At 62.8% G+C, this 18,786-nt stretch carries 19 protein-coding genes; 5 read left to right on the forward strand and 14 right to left on the reverse strand.

The features are described from left to right. Positions 1 to 133: 133 nt before the first annotated feature. A complete protein-coding gene (locus ACIQLI_RS02605; protein WP_400384662.1) occupies positions 134 to 2,926 on the forward strand; it encodes an alpha-amylase family glycosyl hydrolase in 2,793 nt (930 codons plus the stop codon). An 83-nt stretch (positions 2,927 to 3,009) separates the two neighbouring features. On the opposite strand, the gene ACIQLI_RS02610 is transcribed toward ACIQLI_RS02605, so the two are convergent. Beyond that, the gene (locus ACIQLI_RS02610; RefSeq protein WP_400384664.1) at positions 3,010 to 4,038 is read right to left on the reverse strand and encodes a hypothetical protein; all 1,029 of its coding nucleotides are present in this window, start codon (positions 4,036 to 4,038) and stop codon (positions 3,010 to 3,012) included. Positions 4,039 to 4,043: 5 nt separating this feature from the next. Next, complete coding sequence (locus tag ACIQLI_RS02615) at positions 4,044 to 4,553, reverse strand: sigma-70 family RNA polymerase sigma factor (protein ID WP_354231793.1); 510 nt, start codon at positions 4,551 to 4,553, stop codon at positions 4,044 to 4,046. Between the two features lie 151 nt (positions 4,554 to 4,704). Here ACIQLI_RS02615 and ACIQLI_RS02620 point away from each other — a divergent pair, with 151 nt between their 5' ends. Then, on the forward strand, positions 4,705 to 5,682 hold the full coding sequence (locus ACIQLI_RS02620; RefSeq protein ID WP_400384666.1) for a serine hydrolase domain-containing protein: 978 nt from the start codon (positions 4,705 to 4,707) through the stop codon (positions 5,680 to 5,682). 58 nt (positions 5,683 to 5,740) lie between these two features. On the opposite strand, the gene ACIQLI_RS02625 is transcribed toward ACIQLI_RS02620, so the two are convergent. The 8 genes from ACIQLI_RS02625 to ACIQLI_RS02660 all read right to left on the reverse strand — a co-directional run bounded on the left by ACIQLI_RS02625 (position 5,741) and on the right by ACIQLI_RS02660 (position 12,289). Beyond that, positions 5,741 to 6,793, reverse strand: a complete 1,053-nt coding sequence (locus ACIQLI_RS02625; protein ID WP_400384668.1) for a HoxN/HupN/NixA family nickel/cobalt transporter — start codon at positions 6,791 to 6,793, stop codon at positions 5,741 to 5,743. Beyond that, positions 6,793 to 7,716, reverse strand: coding sequence for an urease accessory protein UreD (locus ACIQLI_RS02630; RefSeq protein ID WP_400384670.1), 924 nt, complete (start codon positions 7,714 to 7,716; stop codon positions 6,793 to 6,795). Before ACIQLI_RS02630 ends, ACIQLI_RS02625 begins: the two co-directional genes overlap by 1 nt. Positions 7,717 to 7,915: 199 nt before the next feature. Beyond that, positions 7,916 to 8,533 (reverse strand): urease accessory protein UreG, encoded by a 618-nt coding sequence (gene ureG, locus ACIQLI_RS02635; RefSeq protein ID WP_400384672.1) that lies wholly within the window; start codon positions 8,531 to 8,533, stop codon positions 7,916 to 7,918. Between the two features lie 21 nt (positions 8,534 to 8,554). Further along, the gene (locus ACIQLI_RS02640; protein WP_400384674.1) at positions 8,555 to 9,226 is read right to left on the reverse strand and encodes an urease accessory protein UreF; all 672 of its coding nucleotides are present in this window, start codon (positions 9,224 to 9,226) and stop codon (positions 8,555 to 8,557) included. A 195-nt stretch (positions 9,227 to 9,421) separates the two neighbouring features. After that, positions 9,422 to 9,895 (reverse strand): urease accessory protein UreE, encoded by a 474-nt coding sequence (ureE, locus tag ACIQLI_RS02645; RefSeq protein ID WP_400384676.1) that lies wholly within the window; start codon positions 9,893 to 9,895, stop codon positions 9,422 to 9,424. Positions 9,896 to 9,912: 17 nt separating this feature from the next. Beyond that, positions 9,913 to 11,643, reverse strand: coding sequence for an urease subunit alpha (gene ureC, locus ACIQLI_RS02650; protein ID WP_400384678.1), 1,731 nt, complete (start codon positions 11,641 to 11,643; stop codon positions 9,913 to 9,915). After that, a complete protein-coding gene (locus ACIQLI_RS02655) occupies positions 11,640 to 11,978 on the reverse strand; it encodes an urease subunit beta (protein ID WP_400384680.1) in 339 nt (112 codons plus the stop codon). The genes ureC and ACIQLI_RS02655 overlap by 4 nt, the downstream gene beginning before the upstream one ends. Before the next feature lie 8 nt (positions 11,979 to 11,986). Then, the gene (locus ACIQLI_RS02660) at positions 11,987 to 12,289 is read right to left on the reverse strand and encodes an urease subunit gamma (RefSeq protein ID WP_354231778.1); all 303 of its coding nucleotides are present in this window, start codon (positions 12,287 to 12,289) and stop codon (positions 11,987 to 11,989) included. 199 nt (positions 12,290 to 12,488) lie between these two features. Between ACIQLI_RS02660 and ACIQLI_RS02665 the strand changes: the two genes are divergently transcribed. Beyond that, a complete protein-coding gene (locus tag ACIQLI_RS02665; protein ID WP_400384682.1) occupies positions 12,489 to 13,010 on the forward strand; it encodes a flavin reductase family protein in 522 nt (173 codons plus the stop codon). Positions 13,011 to 13,264: 254 nt separating this feature from the next. Here ACIQLI_RS02665 and ACIQLI_RS02670 read toward each other — a convergent pair whose 3' ends face one another. The 3 genes from ACIQLI_RS02670 to ACIQLI_RS02680 are packed head-to-tail and all read right to left on the reverse strand — an operon-like array spanning position 13,265 to position 15,868. After that, positions 13,265 to 14,365, reverse strand: coding sequence for a D-TA family PLP-dependent enzyme (locus ACIQLI_RS02670; RefSeq protein ID WP_400384684.1), 1,101 nt, complete (start codon positions 14,363 to 14,365; stop codon positions 13,265 to 13,267). 33 nt (positions 14,366 to 14,398) lie between these two features. Beyond that, on the reverse strand, positions 14,399 to 15,403 hold the full coding sequence (locus ACIQLI_RS02675; RefSeq protein ID WP_400384686.1) for a LacI family DNA-binding transcriptional regulator: 1,005 nt from the start codon (positions 15,401 to 15,403) through the stop codon (positions 14,399 to 14,401). A 57-nt stretch (positions 15,404 to 15,460) separates the two neighbouring features. Beyond that, on the reverse strand, positions 15,461 to 15,868 hold the full coding sequence (locus ACIQLI_RS02680; RefSeq protein WP_400384688.1) for a RidA family protein: 408 nt from the start codon (positions 15,866 to 15,868) through the stop codon (positions 15,461 to 15,463). Positions 15,869 to 16,043: 175 nt separating this feature from the next. On the opposite strand from ACIQLI_RS02680, the gene ACIQLI_RS02685 reads away from it, so the two are divergent. Next, positions 16,044 to 16,418 carry a hypothetical protein gene (locus tag ACIQLI_RS02685; RefSeq protein ID WP_311211727.1) on the forward strand — a complete coding sequence of 125 codons (375 nt, stop codon included), beginning with the start codon at positions 16,044 to 16,046 and terminating at the stop codon, positions 16,416 to 16,418. 3 nt (positions 16,419 to 16,421) lie between these two features. Here the strand turns inward: ACIQLI_RS02685 and ACIQLI_RS02690 are convergent, their stop codons facing one another. After that, positions 16,422 to 17,957 carry an alpha-N-arabinofuranosidase gene (locus ACIQLI_RS02690; protein ID WP_400384690.1) on the reverse strand — a complete coding sequence of 512 codons (1,536 nt, stop codon included), beginning with the start codon at positions 17,955 to 17,957 and terminating at the stop codon, positions 16,422 to 16,424. A gap of 134 nt (positions 17,958 to 18,091) precedes the next feature. Between ACIQLI_RS02690 and ACIQLI_RS02695 the strand changes: the two genes are divergently transcribed. Further along, the gene (locus ACIQLI_RS02695; protein ID WP_400384692.1) at positions 18,092 to 18,712 is read left to right on the forward strand and encodes a class I SAM-dependent methyltransferase; all 621 of its coding nucleotides are present in this window, start codon (positions 18,092 to 18,094) and stop codon (positions 18,710 to 18,712) included. The last annotated feature ends 74 nt before the right edge of the window (positions 18,713 to 18,786 follow it).

The following is an 18,786-nucleotide window of genomic DNA, read 5'->3' on the forward strand; positions in this document are numbered from 1 at the left end:
CGCTTCCAGCAATGAGCATGTTGCAGACTTCTTCATGTCCCGTAACTCAGCAAATCTCTGGATTAAGGAAACGCAAGCGCTTACAGTTGTGACTTGTCCCACAGCATTGTCGCTTAGCGGAAGGTTCCCTCACTTGTCAGCTCGCAGCTCTAGACCTGCCCTCCCCCACCAACGCCGCCCCCTGGGCCGCCTCGCCGCCGTCGTCCTGACGACGGCGGCACTCACCGTCACAGCTGTCCTCCCGGCGGGCGCCGCCCCAGCCGCTAAAAAGCCGGATCCCGCAGCCCAGCACTCCATCCGGGGAGGAGTCAGCGACCAGAATTTCTACTTCGTCATGGCGGACCGCTTCAACAACGGGACCACCACCAACGACGCCGGCGGATTGGGTTCTGATCCAATGGTGTCCGGATTCGATCCCACCCGCAAAGGATTCTTCAACGGTGGTGACCTAAAGGGTTTGCAGGACCGCCTGGACTACATCCAAGGCCTGGGAACCAACGCCCTCTGGCTCACGCCGAGCTTCAAGAACAAAGCAGTCCAGGGCGACGGGACCTCCGCGAACAGTTCCGCCGGCTACCACGGGTACTGGGTCACGGACTTCACGCAGATCGACCCGCACTTAGGCACCAATGCCGAGCTCAAGACCCTCATTGATGCCGCCCACGCGCGGGGCATGAAGGTGTACTTCGACATCATTACCAACCACACGGCGGATGTCATCCAGTACCAGGAGACCCAGTCCGCCCCCTACATTTCCAAGGAAACCGAGCCCTACCGGACCGCTGCGGGCGAGGTCTTCGACGACCGCGACTACGCCGGGACGCAGGACTTCCCGGCACTGGACCCGGCGACGTCGTTCCCGTACACGCCCGTGGTCCCGGCCGCCGAGAAGGACGTCAAGGTTCCGTCCTGGCTGAACGACCCCACCCTCTATCACAACCGCGGCAACACCAACTTTGCCGGCGAGGACTCCCTGTACGGCGACTTCTTCGGCCTGGATGACCTGTTCACCGAAAACCCCACGGTGGTCAACGGGATGATGGACATCTACAAAACCTGGATCCGCGACTTTGGCATCGACGGTTTCCGCATCGACACCATGAAACACGTCAACGACGAGTTCTGGCAGCAGTTCGGACCCCAGGTTCTCAGCTATGCCAAGGAACAGGGCAAGGACGAGTTCTTCATGTTCGGGGAGGTCTTCGACACCTCAAAGAGCATCACCTCCACGTTCACCACCAGGAACAAGATGCAGGCTGTGCTGGACTTCGGCTTCCAGGGCGCGGCCCGCAGCTTCGCATCCCAGGGCAGCAAGGCCTCCGGGTTGGCCGACTTCTTCAACGGGGACGATTGGTACACGGACGCCGACTCCAACGTCTACCAACTGCCCACCTTCCTGGGAAATCACGACATGGGCCGAATCGGCACGTTCATAGCGCAGGACAACGTGGGCGCAAGTGACGCCGAACTGGTGGAACGCGACGAGCTGGCCCATGAGCTGATGTACTTCTCGCGCGGCAACCCGGTGATCTACTACGGAGACGAACAAGGCTTCACGGGCGCCGGCGGCGACCAGGATTCACGGCAGACCCTGTTCGCGAGCAAAGTCCAGGAGTATCTGGATGACGACCTCCTGGGCACCAACGCCACCCACGCCACGGATAACTTTGACACCGGCCACCCGCTGTACCGAAAGATCAGCGAACTCGCCGCGCTCACCGCCGAGCATCCCACCCTTCGCACCGGGGCCCAGCAACACCGTTACGCCGCCGACGATGCCGGGATCTACGCCTTCTCCCGTATCGATGCCAAGGACCAGCGCGAATACATCGTGGCGGTGAACAACAGCGAGACGGCCCAAACAGCGGCGATTCCCACGTATGAGGCGAAGCAACCGTTCAACCTGGTCTACGGTGACGCCGAGGCACATGCGAAGACCGATGCACAGGCAAAGCTGAACGTCACGATCCCGCCGCTTTCCGCCGTGGTGTATGAAGCAGCGGGGCGACTCGCGAAGTCCAAGGCGGCGCCCGCCGTCGTGCTTAAGAAGCCAGCCACCGCAGCCGGTGACGCGTCCCGTGTGAAGGTGACAGCCGACGTCGACGGTACCTCGTTCTATGAGGTCACCTTCCAGTCGCGTACGGCTGGCGGCGAATGGCAAGCGATCGGGACGGACGACAACGCGCCTTACCAGGTGTTCCATGATGTGTCCCCGCTGGAGGCGGGAACGTCCGTGGAGTACCGTGCCGTGGTGCTGGACAACCGGGGGCAGACATCGGCCAGTGAGCCGCGCAGCGGTGTGGTGGGTGAACCGACCCAGCCCGAGTCCGTGACCGTGGCCGGCAGCATCAACGCCGAACTGGGCTGCGCCGAGGACTGGCAGCCGTCCTGCGAACAGGCATTGATGACCTATGAGCCGACGCATCGGCTGTGGCAACTCAACGTCCCCAACCTCCCGGCCGGAAGTTATGAATTCAAGGCCGCGCTCAATGGAACCTGGGATGAAAACTACGGTGCCGGCGGTGAGTTGGACGGGGCCAACGTGGCGTTCCAGCACTCGGGCGGGGCCGTCACTTTTCTCTACGACCACGCCACCAACGTGATCAGCGCAGCTGTCCCGGGCCAGCAACCGGCCGCCGTCTCAGTGCCGGGAAGCCTGAATTCCGAGCTCGGCTGTGCCGGTGATTGGATGCCGGATTGCGCCCAGGCCCAGCTGACATTGGACACTGTTGATGGACTCTGGAAGCTCTCCGTCCCCAACCTCGCCGCCGGGAGCTACGAGTTCAAGGCCGCCATCAACAACTCCTGGGCTGAGAATTACGGCCTCGGCGGAGTCCCGAACGGCAGCAATATCGCAGTGAAGCACGACGGCGGCCCGGTCACCTTCCGGTACGACCCCGCCAGCCACCTGGTCACGGTCCGCTAGCCAACCCGTCCGCTAGCCCAAGTAGGTAACAGCAAACGTCGCTCTGGACTGTCAGTGCGACGTTTGCTGTTACTCAGATGGGGCTATTTGTAGCTCAGGCTCAGGAGCATGGACTTCAGCTGGGCGTACTGCGTGGTGCCCATATAGGCTTTGGCAGCTTCCGGGGATGCGAAGGTGGGCTGCTTGGTGGGGTCAAACATGACATAAGCACTCATGATGCCGTTGGGAACACGGACCTGGTTGGTCCCTGAAGAGCTGATTCCGGGCACGAGCTGCGAGGACACCCTCACATCCATGATGTACGTCGGAGGATCTCCGACGGGTCCTGTCTGAGGCGAGGGCATCCCCTCGTAGGGCATGTACTGCGACTGGTTCGAAGAGAACCCGAACTCCACCAGCTCACCCGAATTGTCCCGGACACCGGGAACCACTGCCCTGTCCAGGATGGTTCGGTCCACCGTGCCAGCTGTACCGTCGCCGTAGTTTCCGTTGAATATCAGGGCAACCTCAGTGCCTGCGGCGTCCAGAACCCTGGCGATGGTGGACGCAGCTTTGTCCGCCTCCGTCGCGTATGGCCCCTGCTCCGGGCGGACGGTCCAGCCCACCGGGTAGGAAAAGGAGAGGTGTCCGTCGGGGAAGGTGTAAGTCGGCACTACAGTGTGTGGCAGCGTCGTTGTTGAAACCGGTGTTGGAGCCGGGATCGGAACCGCGGGAGCAACGGGCGGGGTGGTTACCGGTGCAGCCACTGTGGGCGTCGCCGATGGCGTGGCTGTGGCCGTGGGTGTTGGCGTGACGGAAACGCTGGGCGTGGGTGTCGCTTCTGTTGTAGTGACCGTGACAGCAGGTGCCGGCGCGGTGTTCACCGAGCCAAGGTTGGCAGCTACCAGCACTCCCGCAGTGACGGCTGCAGCTGCGAGCAACAGCCCGCCCGCGATTTGCGCCTTACGTCGCCTGCGCTGTTCCAGGGAAGCCACTGCCGCCACCGGGTGGCTGTCGCTGAACACCGTGGAGCCGGAAAGGATCCTGTGCAGCGCTTCTTCTCCGTTGGGCTCGGCAACTGGATCGACAGTGAGCGGGTCAATCGCTGAAATCTGGTTCTTGATTGGATCCATTGTCTTCAGACCCCCATCTTGTGTGTGGTGGTTTCGGCCCCTGCAGGCATCTGTTTCCGGAACGCCGTTCGGGCCCGGTGGAGGCGGACTTTGGCCGCCGATTCACTGCACTGGAGCACGCCTGCTATTTCCGCGGTGCTCAAGCCATCCCAGTAGGCCAGCTGAAGGATGTCCCGGTCCTGGTCACGCAACCGCGTCATGGCATCCTGTACCGCGACGTTTTCGGACTCATCGCCAAACCGCTCCACCGCCGTCGTCCGCAGCTTTTCCTGCAGTGCCAGCCGCCGGTCGCGGCTCCTGTACGCGTTCCCCACCAAGTTCCGCGCAACCGTCAATAGGTACGGGAGCTCCGGGCGTGAGTCGTCGGTCCACTTCTGCCACACGACGCGGAACACGTCTGCTGCGATCTCCTCGGCTGCCTCGGCGGATTCAACACGCCGGCAGACGAATTTGAAGACGGATGGGTAGCTGTCTTTGTGAATGGCGATGAACGCCAATTCGCGCTCGGAAAGCACGATTATTTCCCCCTGATATAGAGCCCTGAACTGCAGGATACTTGTATAGTTTCCGGCCGGGCCGCCACGGTTACAGGCGCTGGCAAGTTTCTTCGGTCACCCACGATAGATTCGACTCTCACAGACCCCCAACCGAGAGCGTGGAACAACCATGGTGGAAACAGGACCCTCCGCAGACTGGGCCCGCAAGCAGGTAGACCTTGGACACGTGCCGGTTGCGGTGCTGGGGATCGCGTCCAGCCGCGGCATCGAGGACGTTGTGGCGTTCGGGACCGACGGCGGCAGGCAGGCCACGACCGATGACCACTTTGCGCTTTTCTCCGTTTCAAAACCCATCAGCGCGTTGACCGTGATGCGGCAGGTGGAGCAGGGGAAGTTGTCTCTGGGTAACCCGCTGAGTGCAGCCCTGCCGGACTTTGGCGCCCGGCGAACGGACACCGTGACGTTGGAGCAGCTGCTCAGCCACCGTTCCGGTATTGCGGATCCAGCTCTCGACGGCGGCACTCCCCTCCGCAAGGCCCTCACCGCAGCGGAGCAAGCCTTCTACGCGGGAAGCCTGGTCCAGTACTGCAACATCGCTTTCGAAGGGGCCGCGGCCATGGCCGAGTGGGCCGACGGGCGCCCGTTCGAGGCGCAACTGCTTGCCCTGGCAGCGGACACAGGCGCTGGATCGCTCACGTTCAGCTCGGACTGCAACCCGCACACGGTGCACGGCACCGAGGCTGCCGGGCTGAACGTGGAAGGTATGTATCAGCATCGGCACCCCGGCGCGGGCCTGTTCGGCACAGCCACGGACCTGCTCAATCTGGGATCGGAATTGCTGCGGGATTCGGGGAAAGCAGTACGGCCCGCGACCCTTGCTGCCATGCGCCGGCCCCGCACCACGGGGGTTTCCCACATCACCACCCGGCCCACTCCCCTGCGGCACACGGGCCTGGGTTTCCAGCTGCCCGCCAATGAGTCGGAGTTGCTGGCGAAGGGGATCTACGGCCACCCCGGCTGGTCCGGGACTGAGTGGTGGATGTTCCCGGAGCAGGACCGCTGCGTCGTGTTCCTGACGAATGTGCTGGATGCCCCGGACCTGGGCGTGGATACGAACGAGTTGTTCAACGCGGTGGCAGCTTCCTAGCCCAAAGTAGGTAGCAGTTGAGCGCGTTTTGAGGCCGCTAAACGCGTTCAACTGCGACTTAGATGGGTTGCGCTGACCGCACATGCCGCCCACGCCAGGCTGATACGGCCCACACGAGCACAAACAAGCCCACCAAGATCAGGCCGGCGTCGCCAAGGTCAATGCCGCCGAGCCACGTGGTCAGGGGGTCTTCGAGTTCAAACGCGGAATTCACGAACCCACCCAGCGTGATCACGGCGATGAAAAGCGCCGAGACTGCCGAGATGCCGGTGATGACGGCGTTGAAGCCGAGCTTGCGCCGCGGGTTGTGAATGGCTGATGTGTACATCTTCATCATGGCCACGCCGTTGATCGAATCGCACAAGGTCATGGCGGCAGTGAACGCGAGCGGGAGGGCCATCAACGCGAGCGGTGAGACCCCGGCGAGCGACGCCGTCGTGGTGATGACCAGCAGCCCGATGGTGGTGGCGGTGTCGAACCCGAGTCCGAAGAGGAAACCGATCACGTAGATGTTCCGTGGCCGCTCCACCCTGGACAGTGGCTTGGCGAGCAGGCGGGCCACAAAGCCTTTCGCTTCGAGGTCCTCTTGGCGCACTTCCCCGCCGGCCTGCACCTTCCGGTAAACCTGCGTGGCCCGAACGAACGCGGAGCCGTTGAACAGGCCCATGGCCAGCAGGAACAGCCCGGAAACACCGCTGCCGATCAATCCCAGCACTTTGTTGCCTGTGGTGCCGTCCTCCATGAACTGCCCAATCACCGTGGCACCCGCAACCACCAACAGCCCCGCCAGGATCACGACGGAACTGTGGCCCAGGCTGAACGCGAACCCCACGCTCACGGGGTCCTTGCGCTGCGCCACGAACTTCCGGGTCGAATTGTCGATCGCGGCAATGTGGTCCCAGTCGTAACTGTGCTTGATGCCGGCTACATATGCGGTGACCACCAGCCCCAGCGCCAGCGGCTGCGCGGCGCCTGCCGTACCCGCAAGCAACAGCACGACGGCGGCAACGTGCAACGCGGCGACGGCACCGAACGTGAACAGCAGCCTGGTCCGCAGGGACAACGTCTCCCGCTCCCGGTACATGGTGGCGAACTCGGTCAGCGCGGTCATTAATACTTCCTCAGGTTCAAGGGTCCCTGCCCGTACCAACGTTCCCGCAGGACGCCGGAGCAAACACCCAGCAATGTGTTGAGTTCCTCAGTGCTGTTGGACAACGATCGCAGCACAAGCCCGGTAGTCCCGGCAATAGTCGCCGTCAAGGAAACTCCCGTGTACGCCTCAAAATCACGGGATATGCGGTCCAGGTCATCAGCAAGCCCCTGATCAACCCGCGGATCCACCACCACCAACGACCCCAGATGGCTGAAGCCCTCCATGAACCCCATCCCGGTCACGTCGTTGACGGGTGGGCGAATCAGCAGGTTATCGAGGGCCAACAGTTTTGCTCCGTTCCCGCTGTCGATCCAGATCTCATTCCGCAGCCGGACCTCTTCGTACTTGAAGGATGCGCCGTCCGGCGACCACCCCGGCGTGACGACTTCGGCCATGACAAGGCTCGACGTCGGGTGGAGGCTGAGGTGCGAATTCTGCCGATAGCTCGCCTCCCGGTACGCAATCAACTGATCGGGCACCAGCTCCAACCGCGCCCCCTCCCCCAGCCGGACACTCATCCTCTGCTCAGCAAACGACCCCGGAGTCCGATAAATCTTCGTGGCAGACTGCGTGGTCAGCAACAACTCCGCCCCCGCATCAACCTCCACGTCAACAACAAACAGATCGGCCCCCAGATACGCTCCACCAGGATTGACCATGACATAACAAACTTGCCCACTCTCATCCAAGTAATGCGGCCGGAGCACCCGCAAAGCGCCCTCATGAAACTGCCGCAAAGCAACGGACCTGCCCCCGCGCAAACCAACCCCCAAAACCAACCGCCCCCGCACCCCCCGCTCCCCGGCGGCCAACCCAGCGTGGGGCTCAACGTTTCCCCAAGGACCAGCATCGACGTTCGGGACCACTATTCGCGAGCTCATAAGCCACCCACACAAGGTGACTGGATCGCTGCGGCGGCGGAGCCGGGGACCAAGGGCCGCGGCGTGGCGGCAATTACGTTGGGGCGATCCGCGAACGCGGATGAAGGGGGCCGCGGCGTGGTGGGCACCGCGAAGCGGGCACGGCCCCCTTCATCCGCGGGCGCCGCCCCCGGCGAGACGACCGCAGACTCGAGTCGGATCATTGGGCCAAGTCGAGCATCAGGACGTCCCGCCGAATCCAGTTGAGGACGGCGTCCAACCCTTCGTCCGTCTTGAGGTTCGTGAAGCAGAACGGCTTATTTCCGCGGAACTCCTTGGAATCCCTCTCCATGACGGCCAGGTCCGCCCCCACATGGGGTGCCAGGTCCGTCTTGTTGATGATGAACAGGTCGGACTTGATCATGCCTTGCCCGGCTTTGCGGGGGATTTTTTCGCCTTGGGCGACGTCGATGATGTAGATGGAGAAGTCGACGAGTTCGGGGCTGAAGGTGGCGGAGAGGTTGTCGCCGCCGGATTCGACGAAGATGACTTGGAGGTCGGGGTGCCTGGCTTTGAGTTCTTCGATCGCGGCGGTGTTCATGGAGGTGTCTTCGCGGATGGCGGTGTGGGGGCAGCCGCCGGTTTCGACGCCGATGATGCGGTCTTCGGGGAGGATGCCGTTGGCGGCGAGGATTTTGGCGTCTTCGATGGTGTAGATGTCGTTGGTGATGGCGGCCATGGAGATGTCGCCGCTCATGTGCCGGGTGATGCGTTCCACCAACTGGGTTTTGCCTGCTCCGACGGGTCCGCCGACGCCGATCTTGATGGGTTCTGTCATGTTTTCTGTCCTTTGCACTAGCTAGCTCATGAACATGCGGGCGCGTTGCCGTTCGTGCCGCATTTGTGAAATTTCAAGTCCGGGGCTGACTGCCCCATAGTCGTCCCAGCACAGCTGTGCTACATCCTGGACGGCGGCAGCAACGGCGTCGTGCGCCTGGCGAAGTACCCGCTGCCCGGCGTTCTGCCCGAGCGGAATGGCACGCACGGCGTTCTGCGTCAGGGAAGTCACCGTCGCGAACAAATACGCAGAGAGCGCCGCCTCAAAGGGAATCCCCAACGACCGCGCGATCACCCCAAAAGCCAAGGGCTGATGCCCCTCGGCCCCACCCCCACGAACCAACTCCCGATACGCTTCCAACTCCCCCGATGGGAACACCTCCCCACCAATCTCCAGCAGCCGTCCCCCCATCTTGAGCGAAGCCTCCCGAACCTCCCGAGCCAACAACTGCGCAGAAAGAACAGAATCCAACAAACCAACATCCACCCCCTCATAAAGGAAGCGCATAGCCAACCCCTCCGAATAGGTCAACTGCTGCCCCACAAAAGCCCCCAACCAAACCCCAAAAGACCCCTCATCACGCACCAACTCACGCTCGATATAGCTCTCAAACCCCAAAGAATGAGCAAACGCCCCCGTAGGCAACGCAGAGTCAGTCAACTGTTGAAGAGCAAGCTGATATCCGGCGCTCAAAGCCCACCGCGCTGGAATCGGGCTCGACAAGCGGAGGCGGGTGATAGGGGCCGCGGTGTGGAGGGCAACGTGGGGGGCCCACAGACGCGAGGGCCCCGACCTGAGCTTGCGAAGGTTGGGAGCGGCTGGGGACGGGTACGGCCCCTATCACCCGCCGGAGGCTTGCCAACCCCAAAAGCCAGCACCGATATCTGCCTAGTGCGAATGTTCAGCATGGCGGAAGGGCACCGGCATGACCCGCTCTTGCCTGTCGTAGGGGACGTCGACGCTCTTCAGAAAGTCCTCGACCGTGTGGTCATACTGGCAAACCATGACCTCGGCCCCGTACTCGGAAGTGGCATCGAAGAATTGTGCCTGCAAGTGCCGGTTGCCGAGTGAATGCGCCACCACCCCCATTTCGTGGATGCTGCGCGGCCCGATCACCAGGACGTCGGTGGGCAGTACGGAGACCACGATGAGGTTGGCGTCGCTGATGGCGAGGATGTCGCCGTCGCGGAGGTCGCCGGTGCCGGCGGGGAGGCGGATGCCGAGTTCTTTGCCGTGGTCGGTGGTGACGCGTTGGATGCGTTTGACCAGCAGTGCGCTGGGGAGGACTACTTTCTCTTTGTGGTGCCCGGCGTAGGCGTTGGGTTGTTCGTGGAGGTTGCCGAGGATTTTTTCGATAATCATGTGGTTTCCTAAACGGCTTAGAAGAGGAAGTAGCGCTGTGCCATGGGCAGCACGTCGGAGGGTTGGGAGGTGACTTCGACGCCGTCGACGCTCACTTTGTACGTTTCGGGGTCGACGGCGATGTCCGGGGTTTCGCCGTTGTATTTGAGGTCCGCTTTGGTGAGGTTGCGGATGCCGGTCACGGGTTTGATGATGCGTTCGAGGCCGAGTTCGGCGGGCACACCGGCGTCGATCGCTGCCTTGGACAGGAAGGTGATGGACGTCTGCTGCAATGCCTTGCCGTACGTGGCGAACATGGGCCGCATGGTGCGGGGTTGGGGTGTGGGGATGGAGGCGTTGGCATCGCCCATGAGGGCGTAGGCGATCTGGCCACCTTTGATGACGAGCTCGGGTTTCACTCCGAAAAACGCCGGGTCCCAGAGGACGAGGTCCGCGAACTTGCCTTCTTCCACGGAGCCGATGACGTCTGCCATGCCTTGGGCGATGGCTGCGTTGATGGTGTATTTGGCGACGTAGCGTTTGAGCCGGAAGTTGTCCGATTCGGCGGAGCCATGGGCAGCACCGGTCGGGTCCTTCAGCACACCGCGCTGGCGTTTCATGGCGTCGGCCACCTGCCAGGTCCGCGTTACTACTTCGCCGACCCTGCCCATGGCCTGGGAGTCGGACGAGGTGATCGCGAAGATGCCGAGGTCGTGCAGGACGTCCTCGGCAGCGATGGTTTCGGCACGGATGCGGGAGTCTGCGAACGCGACGTCTTCCGGGATGTCCGGGTTGAGGTGGTGGCAGACCATGAGCATGTCCAGGTGCTCTTCGATCGTGTTGCGGGTGTACGGCAGTGTGGGGTTGGTGGAGGCGGGGAGGACGTTGGGCAGGCCGGCGATCTTGATGATGTCCGGGGCGTGCCCGCCGCCGGCGCCTTCGGTGTGGAAGGTGTGGATGACGCGACCGTCGATCGCCCTGATGGTGTCTTCCACGAAGCCGCACTCGTTGAGGGTGTCGGTGTGGATGGCCACTTGGACGTCGTATTCGTCGGCAACGCGCAGGGACATGTCGATGGACGAGGTGGTTGAGCCCCAGTCCTCGTGCACTTTGAGCCCGACGGCGCCGGCTCGGATCTGCTCGGCGAGGGGCTCGACGGCGGATGCGTGGCCCTTCCCGAACAGGCCAATGTTGACGGGGAGTCCCTCGGCGGCTTGGAGCATCCTGGAGATGTGCCAGGCGCCTGGCGTGATGGTGGTGGCTTTGGTTCCTTCGGCCGGGCCGGTGCCGCCGCCCACCATGGTGGTGATGCCGTTGCACAGGGCTGCCGGAACCTGTTCCGGGGAGATGAAGTGGATGTGGGTGTCGATGCCGCCGGCGGTGAGGATTTTCCGTTCACCGGCGATGATTTCCGTGCTGGCACCGATCACGATGTCCACGCCGTCGGCGATCTGTGGGTTGCCGGCCTTGCCGATCTTGAAGATGTGCCCGTCCTTGAGGGCTACGTCAGCCTTGTAGATTCCGCTGTAGTCCAGGACGATCACATTGGTGATGACGGTGTCCGGGATGTCCTCCGAGCGGGTCAGCTGACCGTTCTGGCCCATGCCGTCGCGGATGACCTTGCCGCCGCCGAACACCACTTCTTCGCCGTACGCCGTGTAGTCGTTCTCGATCTCGAGGAACAGTTCAGTGTCGGCCAAGCGGATGGCGTCGCCCGTCGTCGGGCCGTACAGCTCGGAGTATTGCTTGCGGGAAATCTCGAAGCTCACTTGGTGCCCCCTTTAAGGCGAGTGCCGCCGTCGAGCTTTCCATTGACAGCGTTACTGAGCCCGAAGACCTCGCGCGCCCCCGCAATTTCGATCAACTCCACAGTCTTCCGGTCGCCTGGTTCGAACCGCGCGGCGGTGCCGGCCGGGATGTCCAAGCGGCGGCCGTAGGCGGCGTCGCGGTCGAACTCCAGGGCGCGGTTCGCCTCGGCAAAGTGGTAGTGCGACCCGATCTGGACGGGGCGGTCGCCGCGGTTCACTACCTCGACGGCGATTGCCTCACGGCCGCTGTTGCACGCGATGGAACCGGGTTGGAGCCTGTATTCACCGGGGATCATGGAGGCTCCTAGCGGATGGGGTGGTGGACGGTGACGAGCTTGGTGCCGTCAGGGAAGGTGGCTTCGATCTGGACGTCGTGGATCATCTCCGGCACGCCTTCCATCACGTCTTCGCGGCGGAGCAGGGTGGTTCCGTAGCTCATCAGTTGGGCGACCGTCCGGCCGTCCCGGGCGCCTTCGATGAGCTCGTAGCTGATGATCGCCACGGCCTCGGGGTAGTTCAACTTCAGTCCGCGCCCTTGGCGGCGCCGAGCGAGATCGGCAGCCACCACGATCATGAGTTTCTCCTGCTCGCGGGGCAAAAGATGCATCGATTCTCCTTGGACGCCGGGCACTTGGACAGATTGTGTTCAGCGTAAGGAGCGGAAGTTTCGGCTACGTTTCCAATTCGTCTCAGTCGGGGGTCGAATTCACCCGAATTGACCTCAACTTAAGTTGAGGTCATAACATCGGTCAGGTGCGCGTCCGCAAAGCGGCGCCAACCCCAACCAGTCCCACAAAGGTTCATGAATGTCCCATCACACCCCCTTGCCGGCAGAACCGGTCGGCGAGCTCTTCAAGGCCGCCTTCCGCTCTCATCCAGCAGGAGTTGCCATCATCACCGCGTCAGGACCGGAAGGAGCCGTAGGGCTCACGGCGTCCTCGGTGGCATCGGTGGCGGTGGATCCGCCGACGCTGGCGTTCTCCGTCACCGGCGGCCGGTCAGCTTCGCATATCGCTGCCGCGCAAACGATCGTCGTGCATCTGGTGGGCGCGGACCAGGTGGACCTCGTGCGCACCTTCTCCGACCCCACGGCCCCTCGCTTCACCAGCGACATGGACTGGGAACTGCTGCCCACAGGCGAGCCCCTGCTCAGGGAAGCTCCATGGGCGCTGCGGTGCGAAATCGTTCATCGGGCACCACTGGGTGGCTCTGTCTTGCTGGCCGCAACCGTTGTGGATATCCGGCTCAGCCCCGCCGATTCAGCCCCGCTGGTCTACCACAACCGGGAGTTCCACACCCTGTTCCGCAGCGTGCAGTCGGTTGGCTGACCGCGCCGCGCCCCCAGGTACGCTGTCACGCATCCTCAAGGCGCGTCAGCAGCTCGGCATCGTGACTCATCACGAAATCCAGACCCTCACTGATCTCACGTCGCCGCGCATGCCGCTGTAAAACCAACCCTGATCCCCGCAACAGGAGGGCAGAATTGGAGGTGTGTTCCTCCGCTGCCAACTTCTCCAGCCGACGATCAAGGTCTTGGAACGCGCCGATTCATTGCCATGCAGCGACGGTACCAAAACGGTACCTAGTTGTTCCTCCCCCGAGCCGCCACGGCCCACTGCTCCACCACGGCATTATCGCGCACCACCGTAACTTCATCCACGAGGTTCATGGTCAGGCACACGTGGTTGGGGATGACCCTGAGCCGTGTGCCCAAAGGCGGCAGTTCCGAGGAGTCCGGCCACACAACTGTGGCGTGGTGCTCGGACAGCGCAGTCACTTTGGCTTCGGGGTATTCGGGAAGCCGTCCGTAGCCGGTGGCCCAGTCCGGGCGGTCACTGCCCAGTATTTTGCTGCCGGCATCCACCACCACCCGGCGGACGTTGCCACCCCGGGTTTCGTGCCTGCTGACGACGGTGGCTGCAACGGTTAACGCGATGTCGTCCCACGTGCACCGTTCAAGCTCCAGTTGCTGGGCATCGCCGAACACGTAAACTCCGGGACGCAGCTCCGTGGCCACCGTTTCGCCGTCAATCAAGGCGGTAGGCGTGGATCCTCCGCTGATGGTGGTGACCTCGAAGCCCGCCGAGGTCAGGGCCGTCGCAGCCAAGCCAAGTGCCTCATTCTCGTTGCTTGCCGCACCAGTCGGCATGCCGGGCTTGTAGCTGTGGCCGGGGAACGTGAAGACGCCCTGCACGCTCAGTCCTGCAGCAGCCGCCGCTTCGGCAACAGCCACCACTTCATCCGGCAGCACGCCGCTGCGATGGTGTCCGCTGTCCACCTCGATCAGCACCTCAACGCTTGCTGCGCCCGCGCCGAGTTGGCGACCCATCGCCGTCGCGCTGTCCGCCGAATCGACGCCGACGGCTACACGGCTCTTTGCTGCCAAAGCCCGCAGGCGATCAGCATGCGGGGCTTCAACCCAGAGTGGGTACGCAATGAAGATGTCCTTCACGCCGTCCGCTGCGAAGACTTCGGCCTCGCCGATCGTGGCAACGGTGATCCCGACGGCCCCGGCTGACAGCTGCTTTCGCGCGATCTCCAAGGTCTTGTGCGTCTTGACGTGCGGCCGGAGCTTGAGTCCTCTGCCGAGCATGCTTGCTGCCATGCGTTCGATGTTTCGGTCAAGGACATCGAGGTCGATCATGACAGCAGGGGTAACAACTTCAGCGGGGATCACGTTCATTCCACAAACACTAACGGCCCGGACAACGGCGCCCTACGGCGCGGACTGCCTGACCCGCAGCTCAAACGACGCCTCGGGCTGCTGCACAGCGGGCGTAGCATCCTTGTTTTCGATCCGGTTAATAAGGAGTTCGACGGCGCGCTCCGCAATTTCCGCGCGCCCCGGCGCCACCGTGGTCAGTGACGGCGAGGCGAACTTCGCCTCGTCAATGTCATCGAAACCGGCAACGGCGATCTCCTCCGGGACCTTCCTGCCACGGACCAGGAGCTCGTGAAGCGCTCCCAGGGCGAGGGCGTCGTTGAGCCCAAAGACGGCATCACATTCCACACCGCTGTCCAAGAGCCTCCCGATGGCTTCAGCACCTCCGTCGCGCCGCCAATCGCAATCGACCACCAAGGCGGGATCGTACGCAACGCCAGCGTCAGCAAGCGCAGCTTTGTACCCCTCAAGGCGCAGGCCGTTGCTGCCTGTAGTGTCGCCGTCGTGCGCGCCCAAAACGGCTATACGACGGCGGCCGCCTGCCAGCAGGTGCGCGGTGACCGCTGCCGCCGCCCGGTGGTTTTGGATGAGGACCATATCCAGCCGGGGATCCTGCACGTATTCGCCGAGCAGGACCAGCGGCTTTTTGCCGGCCGCATCAATGATCTGCTCGGCGTCCAGGGCAAGTGGAATGAAAAGGAGGCCATCCGTGAGGGTGCGGAACTGGCCTTGGAGCGCCGCCCTTTCGTGCCCGGGCTCATTCCCGGACTGCTCCACCAGAACACGGTAGCCCCGGGCCCAAGCGGCTTTCATGATGTCCGAGGCCAACTCCGCGTAGTACGGGATGGAGAGGTCGGCGAGGACCAATCCGAGCATGCTGGTCTTGCCAGAGCGAAGGCTGCGGGCCGTCAGGTTGGTTTCGTAGCCCAGCTCATCGATGGCGTCCAGGACGCGCTGTTTGGTGGCGGGCCGGATGAACTCGTAATTGTTGATCACATTGGAGACCGTCTTCAACGAGACCCCGGCAACGCGCGCGACGTCGTTCATGGTGACGGCCATCAAGGTGCTCCTTTTGTCCTGTTGGCATACATCGTTGCAGATCAGACCCGTCTGGAGTCAGTCGATGACGGCGGCGATGGCTTCGATCTCCACCAGCTGGTGGTCGTAGCCGAGGACGGTGACGCCCATGAGGGTGCTCGGGACGTCGTGGTCGCCGAATGCGGCACGCACCACGTCCCACGCTGTGATCAGGTCTGCCTGCTGCGCCGATGCAACGAGGACGCGGGTGGAAATGACGTCCCCTATTCCTGCTCCGGCGGCCTCCAAGGCGAGCAGCATGTTTTCGACCGACTTTTCCGCTTGGGCTTTGTAGTCCCCAAGACCTGCTGTAGTCCCGTCCTCATTCAGCGGGCAGGACCCCGCCAGGAAGATCAGTCGGGCTTCCGCGGGCGCAGTAGCCGCGTAGGCGTACTGGGCTGCGGAGCTGAGTTGTTCAGAGCGAATGAGGGTCACAGCACTGGGCATTGGCATCCTTTGATTTGTCGCGTTGAGTACATCCCATCACGTGCGCTGACCTCCTTTAGCCGTCACACGCCGCTCATTTCCGTGCAACGCCCCCGCAACAAACATGCGCAAAGCTGGAGTCAATTGGCGCACAGCTGAAGGCCATCGGACAGCGAAGCGAGCTGAGGGGAGCAAAATGAGCATTGCAAACAGGGATCTCTTTCAGGCACTGAAGACCCAGGCCAGCCTGGCGCAGGCATTCGGCAGCATGCCTGGCAGCAAGGAAGAACCGCATCCATTAAGTCCAGGTGATTACATCGAGGCTTGGCATAACGGCCGCCTCTATCATCGGGGCAGCGTGGTGAAGACCGTCGCGGGCACCGACCTTTTCTGGCTGACGGACGATACCGGAAGCCGCCGGCTCCTGGACATGGAGTCCATGGAGATAGTCACGGTTGACCAGCCGGCCCCGGCACCTGCAGCGCAGGCACCGGAGCCAACTCCCTCAGCCACGGTCACACCGATCTCTGCGTACCCCATGTTCCACGACGGCTCGCAGCAGATCGCCTAGCTTTCAGCTGTTCTGGTCCTCAAGCGACAACCGGATCATCGTCCAGCTCACGGCCGGAAGCCCGGCGGTGAGGCGACCGCCGTCGAGCTTCACACTGACGTTCTCGGACGGCAGGACCGACGTCGAATCGTCGGCAGTGGCCTGCCAGTAAGGGTCCTTGTTCGAGTAGGTGACGGCCTCAATGACTTTGCTTGCGTTGAGGCTTCCGACGGCGGCATCCAGCGTCAGCGCGTCCGACGCCGAGCGGTTCACGGCGAACACCACGGCCTCTTTGGCTTCTGCATCATAGGTCGCCACGGCTGACAGGGCGGTGAAGCCCGGCGTCTTTTCGGTCTCCAGCAGCGGGGATTCGACGGCGAGGTTCAACACCGTGCCAGAGGCATTCTGCGAAGTGAGCGCAAACGGGTGGAACGTGGTCTGCCTCCAGGCCCGGCCGCCCGGCTCGGTCATGATGGGTGCGATCACGTTGACCAGCTGAGCCAGGCTCGCGGAGTGGACGCGGTCCGTGTTGCGCAGCAGCGTGATGAGAAGGTCTCCCACCACCACGGCGTCGGCAACCGTGTAGCGGTCCTCCAGCAGCACCGGCGCCACGGGCCAATCATCTCCTGTGGGCGCCTTGGATTCGTCGCGGGACATGTGCCACACGTTCCATTCATCGAAGGAAATATTGATCTGCTTCCCAGACTTTTTGGCCGACTTCACGTGGTCGATGTGGGAGACCAAGTCCTTGATGAACGCCTCCATCCGGTGCCCGGCTGACAGGTGCTCCTGCAGGTCACCGAAATCCTCAAAGTACTGATGCGCCGAGATCAGGTCCACCAATTCGTATGTCTCATTGAGGACCACGCGCTCCCATTCGCCGAACGTGGGCATGGTGGGTCCGGAACTTCCACAAGCCACCAGTTCCAGGTCCGGGTTGACCATGCGCATCGCCCGCGCCGTTTCGGCGGCAACCCGCGCGTACTCGTCCGCCTTCTTGTGGCCGATCTGCCAGAAGCCGTCCATCTCGTTCCCGAGGCACCACATGGTGATGTTGTGAGGCGCGACGGCGCCATGGGCCTTGCGCTGTTCGGAAAGGGCCGTTCCACCCTTGATGTTGGAGTACTCCAGCAGGTCCAGCGCTTCCTGCGGGCCCCTGGTACCCAGGTTGACCGCCATCATGGGTTCCACGCCGGCCTTCTCCGACCACTTGGCGAACTCGTCCACGCCCACCAGGTTGGGATCGCTGGAGTGCCAGGCGAGGTCGAGCCTTGTTGGGCGGTTTTCTTTGGGCCCCACTCCGTCTTCCCAGCGGTACCCCGAGACGAAGTTTCCGCCCGGGTACCGGACTGTGGAGACGCCGAGTTCCTTGGTGAGGTCGAGGACGTCGGTGCGGAAACCGTCGTCGTCCGCTTTCGGGTGCCCGGGCTCGAAAATGCCCGTATAGACGCACCGTCCGAGGTGCTCAACGAAGGCGCCGAAGGTCTTCCTCCTGACGGGACCGACAACGAAGGTGGGGTCGATGGTGATTTTGGCCGTGGGTTTGTCTTGGTTTCCCAAAGGGTGGGTCCTTGTCTGCTTGTCTACTTGTTTTGCTTGCCGATTTACAACGTTATAGAAACCATGCTGACGGGGTGTTGGTGTGGGAGTCAAGGGATTTCTTGGCGGGCGTTCCGGCTCCTAGGCTGAGACGCATGTCCTTTGGAGCAGTGAGAGCCGCCTATTCTGCGCGTTCCGACGAGTACACCTCATTGTTCGGGTCCATCAGCAGCACGCATCCGGTCGATAGGGAGCTGGTGTTGTCATGGGCCCGGGGATTGCCCGGGAAGGTTATCGACGCCGGCTGTGGGCCCGGACAGTGGACAGCTTTCCTGCACTCCGCCGGGGTGGACGTCCAAGGCGTGGACTTGGTACCGGAGTTTATTGAGACGGCCAAGCAATTCTGCCCGGATGCCCAGTTTTCTGTCGGGTCACTTCAACGGCTGCCTGCGCCGGATGACTCATTGGCGGGAATCCTCGCCTGGTACTCGCTGATCCACATCCCCCCTGCTGAAATCAGCCGGGTTCTGGATGAGTTTGCCCGCTGCCTCAAACCAGGCGGTGGCCTCCTGATCGGCTTCTTCGATGGCCCGGCGGGTGAGTCGTTCTCGCATGCAGTGACGCCTGCCTATTTCTGGTCTCTGGAGGAGATGTCGGGACGGTTGCAGGAAGCCGGTTTCAGCGTGATTGGCACGCACTCGCGCGCCGACCCCGGAGTGCGTCCCCACGCGGCCATCGTCGCGCAACGGCTGCTCACTCCCGGTCGCGTTGGCTGAACGCACCTACGCGCATTGATAACTGTGCACCAGCCCAGAGAGTTAATCCATCGAATAGCATAACTGATGGAATC

The organism is Paenarthrobacter sp. NPDC091669 (assembly GCF_044756725.1).
GTDB lineage: Bacteria > Actinomycetota > Actinomycetes > Actinomycetales > Micrococcaceae > Arthrobacter > Arthrobacter bambusae_C.

What these genes read in the sequence shown, in the direction of transcription:
- ACIQLI_RS02695 (WP_400384692.1), top strand. Translation starts at nt 18,092, where the DNA reads ATGTCCTTTGGAGCAGTGAGAGCCGCCTATTCTGCGCGTTCCGACGAG.
- ACIQLI_RS02685 (WP_311211727.1), top strand. Translation starts at nt 16,044, where the DNA reads ATGAGCATTGCAAACAGGGATCTCTTTCAGGCACTGAAGACCCAGGCC.
- ACIQLI_RS02630 (WP_400384670.1), bottom strand. Translation starts at nt 7,716, where the DNA reads ATGAGCTCGCGAATAGTGGTCCCGAACGTCGATGCTGGTCCTTGGGGA.
- ACIQLI_RS02670 (WP_400384684.1), bottom strand. Translation starts at nt 14,365, where the DNA reads ATGAACGTGATCCCCGCTGAAGTTGTTACCCCTGCTGTCATGATCGAC.
- ACIQLI_RS02625 (WP_400384668.1), bottom strand. Translation starts at nt 6,793, where the DNA reads ATGACCGCGCTGACCGAGTTCGCCACCATGTACCGGGAGCGGGAGACG.
- ureE (WP_400384676.1), bottom strand. Translation starts at nt 9,895, where the DNA reads ATGATTATCGAAAAAATCCTCGGCAACCTCCACGAACAACCCAACGCC.
- ACIQLI_RS02655 (WP_400384680.1), bottom strand. Translation starts at nt 11,978, where the DNA reads ATGATCCCCGGTGAATACAGGCTCCAACCCGGTTCCATCGCGTGCAAC.
- ACIQLI_RS02680 (WP_400384688.1), bottom strand. Translation starts at nt 15,868, where the DNA reads ATGCCCAGTGCTGTGACCCTCATTCGCTCTGAACAACTCAGCTCCGCA.
- ureG (WP_400384672.1), bottom strand. Translation starts at nt 8,533, where the DNA reads ATGACAGAACCCATCAAGATCGGCGTCGGCGGACCCGTCGGAGCAGGC.
- ACIQLI_RS02660 (WP_354231778.1), bottom strand. Translation starts at nt 12,289, where the DNA reads ATGCATCTTTTGCCCCGCGAGCAGGAGAAACTCATGATCGTGGTGGCT.
- ACIQLI_RS02610 (WP_400384664.1), bottom strand. Translation starts at nt 4,038, where the DNA reads ATGGATCCAATCAAGAACCAGATTTCAGCGATTGACCCGCTCACTGTC.
- ACIQLI_RS02675 (WP_400384686.1), bottom strand. Translation starts at nt 15,403, where the DNA reads ATGGCCGTCACCATGAACGACGTCGCGCGCGTTGCCGGGGTCTCGTTG.
- ACIQLI_RS02620 (WP_400384666.1), top strand. Translation starts at nt 4,705, where the DNA reads ATGGTGGAAACAGGACCCTCCGCAGACTGGGCCCGCAAGCAGGTAGAC.
- ACIQLI_RS02665 (WP_400384682.1), top strand. Translation starts at nt 12,489, where the DNA reads ATGTCCCATCACACCCCCTTGCCGGCAGAACCGGTCGGCGAGCTCTTC.